At 61.5% G+C, this 16,777-nt stretch carries 14 protein-coding genes and 1 tRNA gene; 9 read left to right on the top strand and 6 right to left on the bottom strand.

From position 1 onward, the window contains the following. Positions 1–21: 21 nt before the first annotated feature. Positions 22–2,103 carry a transketolase gene (tkt, locus tag HWX48_RS05930; protein WP_254872981.1) on the bottom strand — a complete coding sequence of 694 codons (2,082 nt, stop codon included), beginning with the start codon at positions 2,101–2,103 and terminating at the stop codon, positions 22–24. A gap of 141 nt (positions 2,104–2,244) precedes the next feature. On the opposite strand from tkt, the gene xerD reads away from it, so the two are divergent. The 8 genes from xerD to HWX48_RS05890 all read left to right on the top strand — a co-directional run bounded on the left by xerD (position 2,245) and on the right by HWX48_RS05890 (position 8,544). Next, entirely contained in the window at positions 2,245–3,183 is a 939-nt protein-coding gene (gene xerD, locus HWX48_RS05925; protein WP_175955552.1) for a site-specific tyrosine recombinase XerD, read from the top strand. A gap of 25 nt (positions 3,184–3,208) precedes the next feature. Then, positions 3,209–4,072: a ParA family protein gene (locus HWX48_RS05920; protein ID WP_175955550.1), complete on the top strand. Its 864-nt coding sequence runs from the start codon at positions 3,209–3,211 to the stop codon at positions 4,070–4,072. 37 nt (positions 4,073–4,109) lie between these two features. After that, positions 4,110–4,889 (top strand): ScpA family protein, encoded by a 780-nt coding sequence (locus tag HWX48_RS05915; protein ID WP_254872995.1) that lies wholly within the window; start codon positions 4,110–4,112, stop codon positions 4,887–4,889. Continuing rightward, on the top strand, positions 4,886–5,491 hold the full coding sequence (locus HWX48_RS05910; RefSeq protein ID WP_175955546.1) for an SMC-Scp complex subunit ScpB: 606 nt from the start codon (positions 4,886–4,888) through the stop codon (positions 5,489–5,491). Before HWX48_RS05915 ends, HWX48_RS05910 begins: the two co-directional genes overlap by 4 nt. Further along, the gene (locus HWX48_RS05905) at positions 5,488–6,237 is read left to right on the top strand and encodes a pseudouridine synthase (RefSeq protein WP_175955544.1); all 750 of its coding nucleotides are present in this window, start codon (positions 5,488–5,490) and stop codon (positions 6,235–6,237) included. Before HWX48_RS05910 ends, HWX48_RS05905 begins: the two co-directional genes overlap by 4 nt. A gap of 40 nt (positions 6,238–6,277) precedes the next feature. Continuing rightward, positions 6,278–7,468: a prephenate dehydrogenase gene (locus HWX48_RS05900; protein WP_175955543.1), complete on the top strand. Its 1,191-nt coding sequence runs from the start codon at positions 6,278–6,280 to the stop codon at positions 7,466–7,468. A gap of 96 nt (positions 7,469–7,564) precedes the next feature. After that, the gene (cmk, locus tag HWX48_RS05895) at positions 7,565–8,296 is read left to right on the top strand and encodes a (d)CMP kinase (RefSeq protein WP_175955542.1); all 732 of its coding nucleotides are present in this window, start codon (positions 7,565–7,567) and stop codon (positions 8,294–8,296) included. Between the two features lie 174 nt (positions 8,297–8,470). After that, a tRNA-Pro gene (locus tag HWX48_RS05890) sits at positions 8,471–8,544 on the top strand. 51 nt (positions 8,545–8,595) lie between these two features. Here the strand turns inward: HWX48_RS05890 and HWX48_RS05885 are convergent. Continuing rightward, positions 8,596–9,630: an acyl-CoA thioester hydrolase/BAAT C-terminal domain-containing protein gene (locus tag HWX48_RS05885; RefSeq protein ID WP_175955541.1), complete on the bottom strand. Its 1,035-nt coding sequence runs from the start codon at positions 9,628–9,630 to the stop codon at positions 8,596–8,598. A gap of 313 nt (positions 9,631–9,943) precedes the next feature. On the opposite strand from HWX48_RS05885, the gene HWX48_RS05880 reads away from it, so the two are divergent. Beyond that, positions 9,944–10,504 carry an NADPH-dependent FMN reductase gene (locus HWX48_RS05880; protein WP_175955540.1) on the top strand — a complete coding sequence of 187 codons (561 nt, stop codon included), beginning with the start codon at positions 9,944–9,946 and terminating at the stop codon, positions 10,502–10,504. Positions 10,505–10,641: 137 nt separating this feature from the next. Here HWX48_RS05880 and HWX48_RS05875 read toward each other — a convergent pair whose 3' ends face one another. From HWX48_RS05875 to HWX48_RS05860, 4 genes are all read right to left on the bottom strand, one after another. Further along, entirely contained in the window at positions 10,642–12,864 is a 2,223-nt protein-coding gene (locus HWX48_RS05875) for an AAA family ATPase (protein WP_175955539.1), read from the bottom strand. 28 nt (positions 12,865–12,892) lie between these two features. Beyond that, positions 12,893–13,219, bottom strand: coding sequence for a hypothetical protein (locus HWX48_RS05870; protein ID WP_175955538.1), 327 nt, complete (start codon positions 13,217–13,219; stop codon positions 12,893–12,895). Between the two features lie 288 nt (positions 13,220–13,507). Continuing rightward, a complete protein-coding gene (gene der / locus HWX48_RS05865; protein WP_303048069.1) occupies positions 13,508–14,986 on the bottom strand; it encodes a ribosome biogenesis GTPase Der in 1,479 nt (492 codons plus the stop codon). 166 nt (positions 14,987–15,152) lie between these two features. Further along, positions 15,153–16,730: a UDP-N-acetylmuramoyl-L-alanyl-D-glutamate--2,6-diaminopimelate ligase gene (locus HWX48_RS05860; protein WP_175955537.1), complete on the bottom strand. Its 1,578-nt coding sequence runs from the start codon at positions 16,728–16,730 to the stop codon at positions 15,153–15,155. Positions 16,731–16,777: the final 47 nt, after the last annotated feature.

The following is a 16,777-nucleotide window of genomic DNA, read 5'->3' as shown; positions in this document are numbered from 1 at the left end:
CGGGCTTAGTCAGCGTCTAGTTCAGGCGCGTGCAGCCTCAAGAGACTCCTTCGCTGCGGCAACAACGTGGGCACTGTCGATGCCGAAATGGGCGAAGAGCTCATCTGCGGCGCCGGGAGCACCGAAGGTTTCGATGGAGACGCAGCGGCCTGCGTCACCCACAAGGCTATGCCACGAGAGGGCAAGTCCGGCTTCGACGCTCACGCGAGCGCGAATAGCGGCAGGAAGCACAGACTCACGGTACTCTGCGCTCTGCTGTGCGAACCACTCCATGCAGGGCACGGAGACGACACGCGCAGCAATACCTTCTTCTGCCAGGGCCTTTTGTGCCTCAACGGCGACCTGGACCTCAGAACCCGACGCCAGAAGGATGACATCCGGGGTGCCTTCACAGTCGGAGAGCACGTAGGCGCCCTTTGCGACATTGGAGGCGCAGGCGAAGCCGCCTTCACCGCGGACGGGGTTGGGCAGGTTCTGGCGGGAGAGCACGAGGGCAGCGGGATGGCGCTGTTCGAGGATGGCCTTCCATGCCTGAGCGGTCTCGGCTGCGTCTGCGGGACGCACGACAGCAAGGTTGGGGATCGCACGGTAGGAGGCGAGGTGCTCAACGGGCTGGTGGGTGGGGCCGTCTTCACCGACGCCAATGGAGTCGTGGGTCCACACGTAGGTGACGGGCAGGTCCATGAGGGCTGCCAGGCGGACGGCGCCACGCATGAAGTCGGAGAATACGAAGAAGGTGCCACCATAGACGCGGGTGAGGCCATCGGCGGCGATACCGTTCATGGCGGCGCCCATCGCGAACTCGCGCACGCCGAAGTGGAGGTTGCGGCCGAAGGGGTTTCCCTGGAATGCCTTGGAGGAGTTTTCCTCAGGCATGAAGGAGGGGTGTCCCTTCATAAAGGTGTTGTTTGAGCCGGCGAGGTCGGCTGAGCCGCCCCAGAGTTCAGGCAGGACGTCGGCGATGGCGTTGAGGACCTGGCCCGAGGCTGCGCGGGTGGCGATGGAGGTGCCTTCTTCGAAGGTGGGGAGTGCTTCTTCCCAGCCTTCGGGCAGTCGCTGCTCGACGAGGCGGTCGAGGAGTTCAGCGCGCTCAGGGTTGGCGGCGCGCCATGCGTTGTAGCGTTCGTCCCATTCGGCGCGGAAGGTGCGGCCACGCTCGGCCATATTGGCGCGGGCGGCCTCAACGGCCTCAACATCGACGTCGAACATGGCGTCGGGGTTGGCGCCCAGTGCTTCCTTGAGGCCACGCAGGGCGTCGGAGCCGAGCTTGGCGCCGTGGATGCCGCCGGTGTCCTGCTTGCCGGGGGTGGGCCAGCCAATGATGGTACGCAGGGCGATGATGGAGGGGCGGTCGGTTTCTTCGCGTGCGGCGTTGATGGCGGCATCGAGGGCGGCGACATCTTCGGTGTAGTCACCGTTGTCTGCCAGCCATTGCACGCGTTGGACGTGCCAGCCGTAGGCTTCGAAGCGGCCAAGGACGTCCTCGTCGAAGGCGATGGAGGTGTCGTCTTCGATGGAGATGTGGTTGTCGTCGTAGATGAGGGTGATGTTGCCGAGCTTCTGGGTGCCGGCGAGGGAGGCGGCTTCAGAGGCGACGCCTTCCTGGAGGCAGCCATCGCCTGCGATGACGTAGACGTGGTGGTCGAAGATGGATTCACCCAGGGGCGTTTCGGGGTCGAAGAGGCCGTGGGTGCGGCGTGCCGACATGGCGAAGCCGACGGCGGAGGCGATACCGGTTCCGAGAGGGCCGGTGGTGATTTCGACGTGCTTGGTGTGGCCGTACTCGGGGTGAGCGGGGGTGAGGGCGCCGAAGGTGCGCAGGGATTCAATGTCGGACAGTTCCAGGCCCAGGCCACCCATGTAGAGCTGAATGTACTGGGTAAGGGAGGAGTGTCCTGCGGAGAGCACGAAGCGGTCGCGTCCGAGCCAGCGGTCGTCGGCGGGGTCAATGTGCATGTGGCGCTGGTAGAGCAAGTAAGCCGCAGGTGCCAGGGAGATGGCTGCGCCGGGGTGGCCCGAGCCAACCTTTTCAACGGCGTCTGCGGAAAGAATCTTTGCAGTGGTAACTGCGCGATCGTCGAGCTGATCCCACTTAAGTGTCACGTCGGCCTCCAAGCCGTTCGGGCCCCGCCAATGGGGCGTATCGGTTTCCACAGTGGATTCTACCGGTGCCATCGAGTTTTCTTGAACGCAAAGGTCCCAGGCGCACGGCGTCATGCACATCTGTGCAGATAGTATTGGTGTATGCCTGTGTTCTCTGATGCCGCACGAGAGTGGCTTGACCATCTCAGGAGCGAGAAGGGGGCCTCGCCCCACACCGTGTCGAACTATCAGCGCGACATCACCCGCTACTGCGAGGACCTACAGGCTCAGGGGATCAATTCTTTCGAGGACTTGTCCGCCAGCACTATTGAAGCCCACCTGGCTGCACTACGTTCCGGCGCGCTCACCGGTCACCCAGCGGCGGCCTCGTCTGTGGCGCGAGCGGCCTCCTCTATTCGGAGCTTTCACCGTTTCTGCCTTCGTGAAGGCCTCACTTCCCTCGACCCGAGCGCACAGCTCGTCACCCCAAAGCAGGCAATCCGACTACCAAAGGCACTCACCATCGATCAGGTCGGCGCCCTCTTAGCGGCCGCTCACGCCTCGGATGACCCAGTCAGCCTACGCGATGCCGCTCTCATCGAGCTTCTCTACGCCACCGGCGCCCGCATTAGCGAGGCCGTGAACCTGTGCGTTGATGACATAGACCTTCACGCAGAACTTCCGGTGGTGCGTCTCTTTGGAAAAGGACGCAAGGAACGCATCGTCCCCATTGGCTCATATGCGAGGGCGGCGCTCGAAGCCTACCTTGTGCGTTCACGTCCAATCCTCGCCTCTCGGGGGGCAGGCGCTGTCACCATCTTTCTCAATAAGCGTGGCGACCCGCTCTCCCGCCAATCCGCCTGGGAGGCTATCGGAGTCTACGCTCAGGCGGCTGGCATCGAAGAGCACGTGTCTCCCCACACCTTGCGCCACTCTTTTGCCACCCACCTGTTAGAAGGGGGTGCGAATGTTCGCGATGTGCAAGAGCTTCTTGGTCATGCCTCAGTGCAGACAACCCAGATTTACACGCGAGTGACGGCCCAGACCCTCAGGGAAGTCCATCGGATGGCGCATCCACGCGCTTGGGATACCGGGATTTGACCCGACGATGCACTAGGCTAGAGACGTGAATCACGACGCTCAACCGACTTTGACTGGCGAACTCGGCCTCGACGCCGAGGATTTCCCCATTCCCGCACCCCTGGCTGGCCACGGACCTGCCCGCGTGATCGCGATGTGCAACCAAAAGGGCGGGGTCGGTAAGACCACAACGACAATCAATCTTGGTGCAGCCCTCGCCGAGTATGGTCGGCGCGTCCTCATCGTCGATTTTGATCCCCAGGGGGCCGCATCGGCTGGCCTGGGTATCAACTCCCTTGAGCTTGACCTCACGGTCTACAACCTGCTCATTCAGGCGCGCACCTCAACGCGCGATGCGATTATCTCCACCTCGGTAGAGAATCTTGACATTATCCCGGCCAATATTGACCTCTCTGCTGCGGAGGTCCAGCTCGTCAACGAGGTTGCCCGCGAGTCCGCCCTTGACCGCGCCCTACGCCAGGTGAGCGACGACTACGACATTATCCTCATTGACTGCCAGCCCTCTTTGGGCCTGCTCACCGTCAATGCCCTCACGGCCGCTCACGGCGTGATCGTGCCGATGGAGGCCGAATTCTTCGCTCTGCGTGGCGTGGCCCTGCTGGTGGACACCATCGAGACCATCCGTGATCGCATTAACCCGCGCCTGAAGATTGACGGCATTGTCGCGACCATGGTCGATAACCGCACGCTGCACTCGCGTGAAGTCCTTGATCGTTTGGATGAGGTCTTCGGTGATTTGGTCTACACGACGCGCATCGGCCGCACGGTGAAGTTCCCCGACGCCTCCGTCGCCACCGAGCCGATCACCTCCTACGCCCCCAACCATCCGGGGGCGAAGGCCTACCGTCGCCTTGCCCGCGAGGTTGTTGCCCGTGGTGACGCCGCCTGAAACCCTCTTCGATGAGGCCGCCCCTTCTCAGGGCGCCATCGACGAGTTTCAGGTCACCCTTGAGGTTTTTCAGGGGCCCTTTGACCTGCTCTTACAGCTCATCAGCCGACAACGCTTAGATATCACCCAGGTGGCGTTAGCGCAGGTCACCGACGAGTTCATCGCTCACATGCAGGCCTTCCCAGACCTGTCACGCACCACAGAGTTCCTCGTCGTGGCCGCAACCTTGCTTGATATGAAGGCCGCGCACCTTCTGCCCCGAGAACTCGGCGAGGACGAACGATCCCGGGAAGACCTTGAGGCTCGCGACCTGCTCTTTTCACGCCTGCTCCAATACCGCGCCTTCAAAGAGGCCTCCGCCGTCATTGAACGCCGCTTGGAGGAGCACGCGGGACTCTACGCCCGCGAAGTTCCCCTGGAGCCTCATTTTGCTGTGCTTTTGCCGGAGCTCCTGTGGCTAGCCACCCCTGAAGATCTTGCCCGCGCCGCCGCTGACGCCCTCTCGGCGACCCCCACACAGGTGACCGTCACACATTTACACGACCCGGTGGTGCCCGTCGCTGAACAGCTTGAGGTGCTTGTCGGCAAGCTTGAGCTGCTCGGCCGAGCCCACTTCCGTGAGCTCATCGAGGACGCGGGCACACGCGCCGTCGTCGTCTCCCGTTTCCTCGCCCTTCTCGAACTCTACCGCCAACGCGCCGTCGAATTCGACCAAAAGGAACCCCGCGATGACCTCGTCATTGTGTGGGTCGGCCGGGACGGGACGCCAACAGACTACGTGGTTGAGGAATACAACGGAGAGGACCACCCGCAATGACTGAGCCCACCTCCATCGCCCACAGCCCCTCACCTCTTTCCGACGAGGCCACCGCGCTGCTCGCCCCGCTGGAAGCAATCCTCATGGTCATTGACCGGCCCGTCACCGCCGGAGAACTCGCTGACACTTTCGATGTCCCCACCGACCTCATTGACGACGCTTTGGACTTCCTCAGCGCCGAATACCGTGGCGACCACGCTCAGCGCCCTCGAGGTTTTGAACTTCGCCGGGCAGCTGGAGGCTGGCGGATCTACTCAGCCGCGCCCTGGGCGGGCGTTGTGGGCCGCTTCATCGTGGGAACCGCCCAATCCAAGCTGTCCCAAGCCGCATTGGAGACCCTGGCCGTTGTCGCCTACCGCCAGCCGGTCTCAAGGTCGCGTATCTCGCACATTCGTGGGGTGAATGTTGACGCCGTGGTGCGTACTCTTGTTGCTAGAGGTCTCATTGAAGAAGTGGGATGGACGGACTCTGGAGCCCGGCTCTATGGCACCACCGACACTTTCCTTGAGAGAATGGGCTTTGAGTCCCTTAACGATCTTGTCCCCCTGGCTCCCTACCTGCCGTCCGCAGAAGAGCTTGATGACTTGGAGGAAACACTGTGAGGAATGATCCCCACGTACCCGACGGTATCCGCCTGCAAAAGGTGCTGGCCCAAGCAGGTGTGGCGTCACGTCGCGCCTCCGAAGAACTTATTGAGGACGGCCGCGTCCAAGTCGACGGCAAGGTCGTGCGCACCCTTGGCCTGCGCGTCGACCCGCAACGCCAAGTCATCCACGTTGACGGCGAGCGCCTGATCCTTGACGAGCAGCGCCACATTGTTCTGGCTGTCAATAAGCCCGTGGGCGTGGTGTCGACGATGAGCGACCCCGACGGCCGCCCCACCCTGGCTGACCTGGTGGTGGACCGCACGGACCGTCTCTACCACGTGGGCCGCCTAGACATCGACACCTCTGGCCTGATCCTGCTGACCAATGACGGGGAGCTGGCCAACCGCCTCATGCACCCCAAGTACGAGGTGCCCAAGACCTACATTGCCCGCGTGCACGGCGAGGTCAAGCCCGGCGCTCGCCGCCGCCTGCTCGAAGGCATTGAGCTTGAGGATGGCCCTATTCGCGCTGATTCTTTCCGAGTCATGGAAACCTACGGTGATATCACCACCGTTGAGATCGTCGTCCATGAGGGGCGCAATCGTATTGTGCGTCGCATGATGGAGGCCGTGGGCTACCCCGTCCGTGAGCTCGTGCGCACGAAGTTTGGTCCCGTGAAGTTGGAGCGCCTTCAGCCAGGCACCACCCGCCGCGTGAAAGGCAATGCTCTGGTGGCCTTGTATTCAACGGTGGGCCTCTGAGCTGCGCGTTCTGGCGCCACTGAGTGGGGAGTGCGACGTGATGAGCACTGTGCCCGGCCGTGTCATGGCCACCGAAGGACCGGTCCTCATTGTAGGGACCGGCCTCTTGGGAGCGTCCCTAGGCTTGTGCCTGCAGGCCGGGGGAGTGCCCGTGTACCTCTCCGACATCTCACCCACCTCAGAACGCCTCGGCGCCGACATGGGCGCAGGCGTATCAGCAGGGGCGGAGGTGCTGTCCGCAGAGGACACCTTCTTCGCTCCCGGCGGTAGCGCGGCGGCGCCCTCGTTGGTCATCATCGCCACACCACCAGACGTCGCTGGATTGACGGTCGTGAAGGCCCTGCGTCGCTTCCCGCAGGCGATTGTCACCGACGTCGCTTCCGTCAAGTCCGCCGTCCTTCAAGACGTCATTGACGAGGCTAACGCCGCAGGTGATCCCACGCTGGCCGCCCGCTACGTCGGTTCCCACCCGATGGCGGGCCGTGAGCGTTCAGGAGCAGGCGCAGCGGACGCTGACCTCTTTGTGGGACGCCCCTGGGTGCTTGTGGCGTCCTCTGAGTGCGATGCGCGGGCCCTCCTCGTGGTGCGGACCCTGGCCATGGATGTGGGCAGTGTGCCCGTGGAGATGGATGCCGCCACCCACGATCAGTCGGTGGCACTGGTCTCTCATGTTCCTCAGCTAATGGCCTCGATGTTGGCTGCGCGCCTGGCCGAAGCTCCCGCCGAAGCTCTTGGGCTGGCAGGGCAGGGCTTGCGGGATACGACGCGCATCGCGGCTTCTGATCCGCGCCTGTGGACAACGATTGTGGCCGGTAATGCGGCGCCCGTGGCTGAAGTCTTGCACGCCCTACGTGACGATGTTGACGACCTGTTGACGCATCTGGATGCTGCGGCGGCTTTGGGTCCATTTGAGGGCGGCAGCGTTGGCGCAGTGAACCGCGTGATGACCGCTGGCAATAGGGGAGTGGCGCGTATTCCCGGTAAGCACGGCGGGGCGCCTCGCCGCTATGCCGAGGTTGAGGTGTTGGTCCCTGACGAACCCGGTGAGCTTGGTCGACTCTTTAGTGAGCTGGGCGAGCTCGGGGTCAATATTGAAGATCTTGTGCTTGAGCACTCTGCTGGACAGAGAGTGGGCCTGGCGCGTCTGATGGTAGACCCCGGTGTCGCCCGTCAGGCAGAACGCGATCTGGAGGAACGCGGCTGGCGCCTGATCGCCCACCACGGGGCATAACCCAACAGAGAATCACCGGGTTCAAAAATGATTGGTTTCGACAGAGAATGACCGCGTCGGCGTCCCCGGGCGCTGACCGATCGAAGGAGAGGGCGCATGGATCGCCAGCATCGTCAGGATTTGATCGCCTCCGTGGGGACCACGGTCGCAATTGATGGGCCTGCAGGTTCCGGCAAGTCCACGGTGTCGCGCTTGCTCGCGAAGGAACTGGGGATCGGCTATCTCGACACGGGGGCGATGTACCGCGCCCTGACCTGGTATGCGATGGAGCGCGGCATCGACCTTACCGACCATGAGGCGGTGGCGTCGATCGCTGATGAGATGCCACTGCGCATGTTCTCTGATCCTGAGGACCCGCACTACTGGGTGGGCGATACCGAGATCACCGGCGCTATTCGTGAACCGCGCGTGTCGGAAAACGTCATGCACGTGTCGACAAACCTTGCGGTGCGCCGCTGGATGGCCGCCGAGCAACGCCGACGCATGCTGGAGGCGCGCAACTCCGGCTCGGGCATGGTGGCCGAGGGGCGCGACATCACGACGGTCGTGTGTCCCGACGCCGATGTGCGCGTGCTGCTACTGGCTAACCCTCAGGCGCGTCTGGAACGGCGCACACGCGAGCTTTATGGCAAGGTCACCCCCGAGCTCTTGGAAGCCACCCGTAAGCAGATTGACGACCGCGACGCGGCGGACTCGACGGTGTCGGAGTTTATGACTGCGGCCGAGGGCGTGCACGAGGTCGATTCCTCGGGCTTAGATATTCCCGGAGTCTTGGGCGCTGTTGTTCAGCTTGTCGAGGCTGATCTTGAGGAGCGCGCAGGGAGGTGATGGGGGAAGCTTCATTTTGAAGCGTGATATCAAGGGAAGAGCGATACTGGGTAGGTCACTCGCCAGGTCAGCACCGTAAGTGTGACCCGCCTCGCTCCCAACGGATTTGGTATCCGACCCCCATCATGATCTATAGTTATCAGGTCGCCGCGAGAGCGGGACACCAAAAAGAATCGGGCTGTGGCGCAGCTTGGTAGCGCACTTGACTGGGGGTCAAGGGGTCGTGGGTTCAAATCCCGCCAGCCCGACGAAATGAAAAGCCGTAACATCTTGGTGTTGCGGCTTTTCTGTATGCGGGATCACTGATGCGACTGGAGCGCCGGGTGCCAACGACTCAAGCGCTCAAAAAGGATCCTATTCGAGTCCTCAATCGCGTTTTTTGCTCCTTCTGCGCTTCCACCGATCATGATCTGCCATCCGTTACCTAGAGATTCAATGTCGGGGTGGAAGAAGTGCCCGGCATCGGGGTAGATGATGGCCTCGAAACGCTCCGATTGGTCCGCTAGTTCCCGCGCAGCAACCTCGCTTTGCCACATGGCATCCTGCCCTCCGGCAAAGAACAGGGCCTCGCCGGTAAAGGCTGACAAGTCGATGCGTGCACTGCCATCACTAGCGGCGGCGGCTTCCTCGTAGATTGCACGGAAGGCCGGAGGACGTCCAGTGATCATGTCCCACATGAGAGACAAGCCGGTGCCTGGGCTCGCTGCTGCGAATGACGCGTAGGGGATAGGCTGACCGTTGTTCACGAAGCTTGGCAGACCGTCTCTGGAAGAGAAATCTAGGCCTTGGTAGGACAAGGATCCTGGAGCGAAGTTCACGAGGTTATCTACGGGAAAACCATAGGCGGCAAGTAAAGCAGTGTACTCAGCACCTTTCGAGGTACCAATGACAGTCACTGGTGTGGGATCAGAGATAGTGGATTCAATGTACGCGGTGACCTCATCGAATTGTTCAAGAGGGACATTCGCAAGCGTTGGCACCTGGTTGGGCTGACCCCAGAAATACAGTGCGAGGACCTCGTAGCCTTCATCGGCAATCATTTTGGCCTGTTCATAGGCAGGTGATCCTTCAGAGCCGCCGTGGACGATCACCGTCCCGGTGTGGGTCCTCGTCGTAGGTACAAAGTGGAAACCATTCAGGTATTCGCCTTCAATGCGCTGAACTCGAGAGCTAGTGGCGTAGCCAGATTGGGCGGACACATCGGGTGCTTGGGACATCAAGGGATACTGGTTGGCGTTGTACCAGCGCAGACCAAGAATCACGAGCAGGAGAACAACAAGAAGTCCAAGCAGAGCACCAATGAGGATAAGAATGCCTTTGAAGAGCTTCCTCATGACGACGATATCCTTCCTGTGGGGAGATGGATGAGGCTAGTCACCCATCCCGCATACGTGCGGTGTATTTGCTGGCAATGACCTCAACCTAGGAGCAAGACTGACCGCGCAGGAGTGTCATCTGTCACGGATGATGGCAACGATCTGCCCACAGTGTTTATCGCCTCTTGCGTGAACAACAGGCAAGAGAGCGCAGGTGCTTCAGAATACGAATTTTTGCGGGGGACATCTCACAGCTCTTCCCAGAGGCAACTCGCGATGAGCAGTGCCTATACTGCATGACAATCACACTTTTGTTCAGAAAGGTACTATCGTGGCTCTTCCCACCATCGGATTTGTCATCGGCTCCCTGCGTAAGAGCTCCTTCAACCGCACCCTTGCCAACGAGGCAGCCGCCATCCTTGAAGGCCGCGCCAAGGTGACCTTCATCGAATTCAGCGATCTGCCCTTCCTCAACCAGGATGAAGAGTTCCCCACTCCCGCGCCCGTGGCCCGCGTCCGCGAGGCTGTGGCCGCATGCGATGCCCTGTGGGTCTTCACTCCTGAATACAACGGCACACTGCCGGCCCAGCTCAAGAACTTCTTTGACTGGATGTCGCGCCGCGCCACCCCAGAAGCCCCCGCCCAGCCCACGGTTTTGACCGAGAAGCCTGCCACTGCTTCGGGCGCCTCTGGCGGCGCAGCGACCGCCGGTGCTCGCGCAGCTGTCAGCGACCTGATGGCCTACATTTACATGAATGTCATGACCGAAGGCCAGGCAGGTTTTGTTCTGCCTGGTCAGGCATGGGCTGAGGATTCCTGGACCCTCTCCGACGATGACCGCCAGGCCCTGTCTGCGCAGGCGGATGCCTTCCTCGCTTTCATGTCCAAGTAAGGAACTCAGCACCTCAGCATCCCGCGAAGGTCGGTGGTTTCCCTGCAGATAGGGGATACCACTGGCCTTTTGCTTGGAGAGCCGTCCAGAGACACTCACAGGCTGGCGTGAATCGCAGGCATGAGTATCAGCGTGGACTAGGCGCTGTGGGCGCGCGCCCAGGCAATGAACTCCTCCACGCTTAACATGGGCTTTCCCCATAGAAGAGCTTTCTTTGCCTTACCGGAGTTCGTTGTCACATCCGCAGCAATGAGCACATCGCAACGTGTCTTCGTGAGGTTGGCTTGCACGAACAGTCCTACCTCACGGGCAAGTGCCTCAACTTCTTCTTTCTCAACCGCTTTCCCGTCGACAATCGGAAAACCTGTGAAGCACACGCGCACACCCTCTTTCAGGATCTGAGCGGCGCTGAGCTGATCGTTTGATGCCTCGTAGGGCACTCTCACCCCGTAGCGCGCCTCAAAAGCGTTGAGGATGCAGATACTTGCCTCCGATACTCTGCGCCCTTCCAACTTCGCGCCGATGAGTGCAGCGACGGCCTGAGGATCACCGTAGGGGACGATCACGCCCTCACGGCTCAGGGTGTATCCGCACGCGTACCCATCGATACGGCGGAACGCTCGGGGAGGGTGCGGGACTCCCGCTGATGCGAGAGTGTGTGCAGTGGCTCTGGCGAGATCAGCGGCTGTTGCGGCGCCATCTAAGGCGCCCGGAGGTGAAGCAGGCTCGGCAACACTATCCAAGCCTGACACGATCCCCGTGCGCTTCAGCTCTGTATCAAGCACCCGCAGCGTCGCATACCCGCCACGAGAGACGACTCCGCATCCTTCGATGGCGTCTTGAATAAAGGGCCAGACTTCACTAAGAGTGGGGGCGATCTGCAGGTCGGCCGCGCTCAATCCGTAGGAAGAGGCCGCTGTGCCCACATCTCGCTGCGGATTGACCAAGCTTTCTACTGTGGAGCCGTCCTCGAAGGCAACGGCAATATCAATGGGCCGCAGGTACCCGTCTCCTTGGCCGACGAGGAGATTCTCGATTGCACACAGCGGCGCGACGCTGTCTTCGTGAGTGTCGGCAGACACGAAAGCCTTCACGCGGTGGTCAATCTTGAGATCTCGCGGAAAGACCTGGCGCGTCAGAACAACTCCCTCAAGGCTTGTGCAGCGAGAGAGTGCGACATAGAGCTGACCGGTGGCGAAGGTTCCGCCACTCAAGTCGATAATGACGCGGTCAAGGGTTTGGCCTTGAGACTTGTGGATGGTGATTGCCCAGGCGAGTTTCATGGGCATTTGAGTGAAGCTACCGACGACCTCGTGAACGAGGGCGCTGCCGTCCCTGCGTGGCCGGGTGACATCCCAGGTGTGTTCGGTGACGTCAACGATTCGCCCATCAATCAGGCGCGTGACGACGATTGGCTCGTAGGGATCGCTGAGGTCAATGTCGATGACTTCGCCCAGGGAGCCATTCACCCAGCGTTCCTGGGGGTCGTTGTTGAGCAGCATGACCTGTGCGCCGACTTTGAGGGTGAGTTCGTGGTCGGTGGGAGCGTCGAAAGAGTCGAGGTCACCGGAGATGGCGGCAGTGAAGGAGACGGGCGGAGTATCGAGGGCGTCAAGGGCTTTGCGATTGCGTGCAGTGACGATGCGGTTGGTCGTGGCGAGGGTGAGCCAGAACTCGTCGCGCGGTGGAACGAAGTCGGGGCTGAGACGAGCGTTGACGGTGGCGAGGTCGGTGCGCGACATGCGCCCATCGCGGATCGAGTTGAGGAGTTCAACCATCCGGTTGTCGCCGATCTGGCGGAAGACGGTGGTGAGATGGATGGTGGGGAAGGCTGCGTGCTGGTAGGCCTGGGAGGAGAAGAAGTAGGGGGTGTCGTAGAGACTGGCGAGGTAGTCGGCCTCGGCGCCTTCTTTGACGACGGGTGGGAGTTGGAAGAGGTCGCCCACGAGGACGATCTGCACGCCGCCGAAGGGCTGACCGGGGGAGGGCCCGTACATTTCGAGGGTGGCGGCCACGCAGTCAAAGAGGTCGGCGCGCACCATGGAGGCCTCGTCAATAATGAGCGTGTCGAGGACTTTTAAGAGACCTTTATAGCGCTTAGGGGTGACCTCGCCACTGCGAATGGCCTCAAGGGTCGTACCAATAGGGAAGGAGAAGAGCCGGTGGAGGGTGTAGCCCTCAACATTGAGGGCGGCGATTCCCGTGGGCGCGGCAACGACCACTCGCCGCGAGGTGGAGGCCATGAAATGCCGGATGAGCGTGGATTTACCAGTGCCTGCCTTACCGGTGAGGAACATATTGGAACCGGCGTGCAGGAGGTTGAGGGCCTCAACGAACTCGTCGGTCAGTGTGATGGTCATGCAAAGAGTCTAGGCCAGCACGTGGCGCTTAGCTGGTTGTCTTCTTTGTCTTCTTTTTGGGAATCGCTGTCAGTGGCAGGACGATTTCGATGACCTCGTGGGTAAGCTCGCGGTCGTCAATATCGAGGATGTAGCGTTCCTTCGCCCCAGGGTAGGCAATCCCTGTTGGACAACCCGCGAGCGGTTCTTCAAGCTCCTCATGCATGGCAACATACGCGATGTCATCACAGACAAGAATGACCGGACGGTCATCGACATACACCGTGTAATCACCAAACATCTTGCGCGAGCGAACAACCCCTGTTCCTTCAAGTTGTTCGCACACGAACTCAACAAATTCCGCCGAAGAAGCCATACCGCCATCCTATAGCTGCCCCTGCAAGGCCGCTGAGGCTACTGTCTCCACAGTTGCCAGGAGGCCTACGAGGTGGGCCAAAGACCAGCGCTTGAAGACCGGTGAGGTGGGCCGCTTGCGGCCCCTTCTGGACCCACCGGTAAGAAGCGTTGAAGCTACTATCTCCGCTGGCAAGAGGGCTGGTGAGGTGGGCCGCTTGCGGCGCGGTTGGGCATATGAGCCGAAGCGAAGCGCAGGCTCATGGGCACAAGCGGCCCAGCTCACTGGCCTAATCGTGACGCATCAACATCAGCGCTTCTTGCGCTTCTCTCGCACTCTCACCGACAACTGAATCGGCGTGCCCACGAACCCAAAGTTCTCACGCAGTCGTCGTTCAATGAATCGGCGGTATGCCGGATCCAGGAAGCCGGTGGTGAAGAGCACGAAGCGTGGGGGCTTGGAGCCGACCTGCGTGGCGAAGAGGATGCGCGGCTGCTTGCCACCGCGCACGGGGTGGGGGTGTGCGGCGACGAGCTGGCCGAGGAAGGCGTTGAGTTTGCCTGTGGGAATACGGGTTTCCCATCCTTCGAGTGCGGCGTCCAGGGCGCGGGCGATGCGGTTGGTGTGCCAGGTGGTCTTGGCGGAGAGGTTGATGCGCTGTGCCCAGGGGATCTGGACGAGTTCGCGTTCGAGTTCGGCGCGCAAGAATTGCTGGCGTTCTTCGTCGACGAGATCCCACTTATTGTTGACGATGACGAGGGCTCGGCCTGCGTCAACGACCTGTTGGACGACTCGAATGTCTTGTTCGGTGAGGGTTTCGGAGGCGTCGAAGAGGACGAGGGCGACCTCGGCCTTTTCAATGGCGGCTTGGGTGCGGATGGAGGCGTAGTAGTCGGCTCCGGTTGTACGGTGCATCTTGCGGCGGATACCAGCGGTGTCGACGAACCACCATTCGCGCCCGTCAAGTTCGATGAGTTCGTCGACGGGGTCTCGGGTGGTGCCGGCGAGTTCGTTGACGACCACGCGGGAGGAGCCTGCGAGTGCGTTGAGGAGGGAGGACTTGCCGACGTTGGGGCGGCCGACGAGGGCGACGCGGCGGGGTCCTCCGATGGGAAGCGCGGTGGCGACGGCGGATTCTTCGGGAAGGACTTCCATAATGGCGTCGAGGAGTTCACCGGTGCCGCGGCCGTGGAGGGCGGAGATTGGGAAGGGTTCGCCGATACCGAGGGACCATAGGTAGGCGGCGTCGGATTCTTGCATGGCCGAGTCCACCTTATTGGCGGCCAGGACAATTGGTTTTCCCTTACGGCGGAGCATTTCGACGACGCGTTCGTCGGTGGCGGTGACGCCAACATTGGCGTCGACGACGAGAACGACGGCGTCGGCGAGGTCAACGGCTACTTCAGCTTGTTCGGCGACGGAGCGGTCGAGTCCTTCGACGTCAACTTCCCAGCCGCCGGTGTCGACGAGGGTGAAGTCGCGTCCTGCCCATTCTGCCTGGTAGGAGACGCGGTCGCGGGTCACACCGGGGGTGTCTTGGACAACTGCTTCGCGACGGCCAAGGATACGGTTGACGAGGGTGGACTTGCCGACGTTGGGGCGGCCAACGACGGCGAGTACGGGCAGACCCGGGCGGATCTCTTCAACCTCGTCGAAGTCGTATTCTTCATCAAGGAGGGCGAGGTCTTCGTCATCAAGTTCGAATTGGTCCAGGCTGGCGCGCATGGAGCGCATCTGGAGTTCGATCTCTTCCTCGGAGAGGCCTTCAGCATAAAAGTTGTCATTCACGCCCCTTATTCTACGGGAAAGCCCACCACAGCCCGGGGTGAGGTGTGTTGCCCCTGCGCCTCCACAGCAGTCGCCCTCGTCAAAGGACGAGGGCGACAGGCGGTTGGCGATGCGTACCGCCACGGCAGTGCGCCCATGGAGCGTTCACACGGCACTCACGAGAGACTCACAGTGAGGCGCGAATGTCTTGCTCAAGGACTTCACGGCTGACAGGCACGTCATTGTATTCGTGCTTAATGCCGTCAATGTCCTGATACCACTCTGAGCCCTTGCCGGTAATGAGGATGGTGTCTCCAGGTTCGGAGGCGAGGATGGCTTTACGCACGGCATCACGGCGGCTGGTTGTGATCTCGAAGACGTCGTGCATGTCGGGTCGGACGCGGGCGATACCACGCAGCAGGTAGTCGCGGATGGATTGGGGATCCTCGGTCCGAGGATTCTCGTCCGTCACCCACAGGATGTCGGCGTGCTGGGCTGCCAATTCAGCGAGGTATTCACGTTTGGTGGCGTCACGGTCACCATCGGTGCCAAACACCAGCACGAGGCGGCCCTTGGTGAGTTCACGGGTGGATTTCAGTGTCCACTCCAGCCCTTCGGGGGTGTGCGCGTAGTCGACGACAACGAGGGGCTGGTTGCCCGGTTCTGGGTTGACCTTTTCCATACGGCCGGGGATCTGTTCGGCGGCTTCGATGGCGGCGATGACCTCGTCCAATCCAAAGCCGACCTGAACACCGCAGACAATCGCCAGGGCGGTATTTTGCACGTTCACTTCACCAAGGATCGGCATGGCGACGCGGTGCCCTGCGCCCTCGGGGTCGACGAGGGTGAAGACAGTGCGTGAGGTTTCCTTATCGGGGTGAATGTCGCGCACTGTCCATTCGGCGGGGGTGTCGGTCAGCGCGGAGACGGTGACTACGGGGATGGTGGCTTCGTCGGCGAGGCGCTGACCCCACTCGTCATCCACGCACACGACACCACGAGCGGCGTGCTCAGGGGTGAAGAGCAGCTTCTTGGCCTCAAAGTAGTTCTCCATGGTGCCGTAGTAGTCAAGGTGGTCATGCTGGAGATTGGTGAAGCCAACAACATCGAAGATGATGTCATCGACACGGTTGAGGCTCAGGGCGTGGGCGGAAGTTTCAACGACCGCCGCGCCAAGACCTTTCTGTTCCGCGAGGGCTAGGAGGCGCTCCACAACCGGCGCTTCGGCAGTGGTCTGATTGGAGACGAAACGTAGGTCTCCGATGCGACTTTCCACTGTTCCGCACAGCGCAGGATCGGCGAAGCGGCATTGGAGGGCGGCGCGCATGAGATAAGACGTGGTGGTCTTTCCATTCGTGCCAATGATCGCCATGGTGGTCAGGCGTGTGGCGGGGAAGCTGTACACGCGGGCGGCGATGTGCGCCGTGGCCACGCGAGGGTCGGCGATGACGGCGACCGGCAATCCGACACCCATGGTGGCCAGCTCGTTGGCGCCGGCCTCGTCGGTGATAATCGCTGACGCTCCCTTACGTTCGGCTGCGGAGGCAAAGCGCACGCCATGCTTGACCATTCCGGGGATGGCAATGAAAATCCACCCTTCTTCGAGGTCGTTACTGGATACGGTCACGCCACTGACCTGAGTGTGGGGGGCTGAGCCTTGCGCTGCACCCGCAGCGTCAATCCACCGCAGCACCTCAATATCACCCAGGGCCTGGGCGAGGGTGAGCGCTTCAACAGTGGGGCGAATATCCAAAACAGAACTCATGAGGTCTTACTCTAGTGCGCCCTGCTCGTGCGTGAAGAATATCGGGC

The sequence above is a fragment of the Schaalia sp. Marseille-Q2122 genome (genome assembly GCF_903645355.1).
In the GTDB taxonomy this organism is placed as follows: Bacteria; Actinomycetota; Actinomycetes; order Actinomycetales; family Actinomycetaceae; genus Pauljensenia.
The sequence above is the reverse complement of the archived record's forward strand: the minus strand, read 5'-3'. Positions and strand labels throughout refer to the sequence as shown.

What these genes read in the sequence shown, in the direction of transcription:
- xerD (WP_175955552.1), top strand. Translation starts at nt 2,245, where the DNA reads ATGCCTGTGTTCTCTGATGCCGCACGAGAGTGGCTTGACCATCTCAGG.
- HWX48_RS05910 (WP_175955546.1), top strand. Translation starts at nt 4,886, where the DNA reads ATGACTGAGCCCACCTCCATCGCCCACAGCCCCTCACCTCTTTCCGAC.
- HWX48_RS05900 (WP_175955543.1), top strand. Translation starts at nt 6,278, where the DNA reads ATGAGCACTGTGCCCGGCCGTGTCATGGCCACCGAAGGACCGGTCCTC.
- cmk (WP_175955542.1), top strand. Translation starts at nt 7,565, where the DNA reads ATGGATCGCCAGCATCGTCAGGATTTGATCGCCTCCGTGGGGACCACG.
- HWX48_RS05885 (WP_175955541.1), bottom strand. Translation starts at nt 9,630, where the DNA reads ATGAGGAAGCTCTTCAAAGGCATTCTTATCCTCATTGGTGCTCTGCTT.
- HWX48_RS05875 (WP_175955539.1), bottom strand. Translation starts at nt 12,864, where the DNA reads ATGACCATCACACTGACCGACGAGTTCGTTGAGGCCCTCAACCTCCTG.
- HWX48_RS05870 (WP_175955538.1), bottom strand. Translation starts at nt 13,219, where the DNA reads ATGGCTTCTTCGGCGGAATTTGTTGAGTTCGTGTGCGAACAACTTGAA.
- HWX48_RS05860 (WP_175955537.1), bottom strand. Translation starts at nt 16,730, where the DNA reads ATGAGTTCTGTTTTGGATATTCGCCCCACTGTTGAAGCGCTCACCCTC.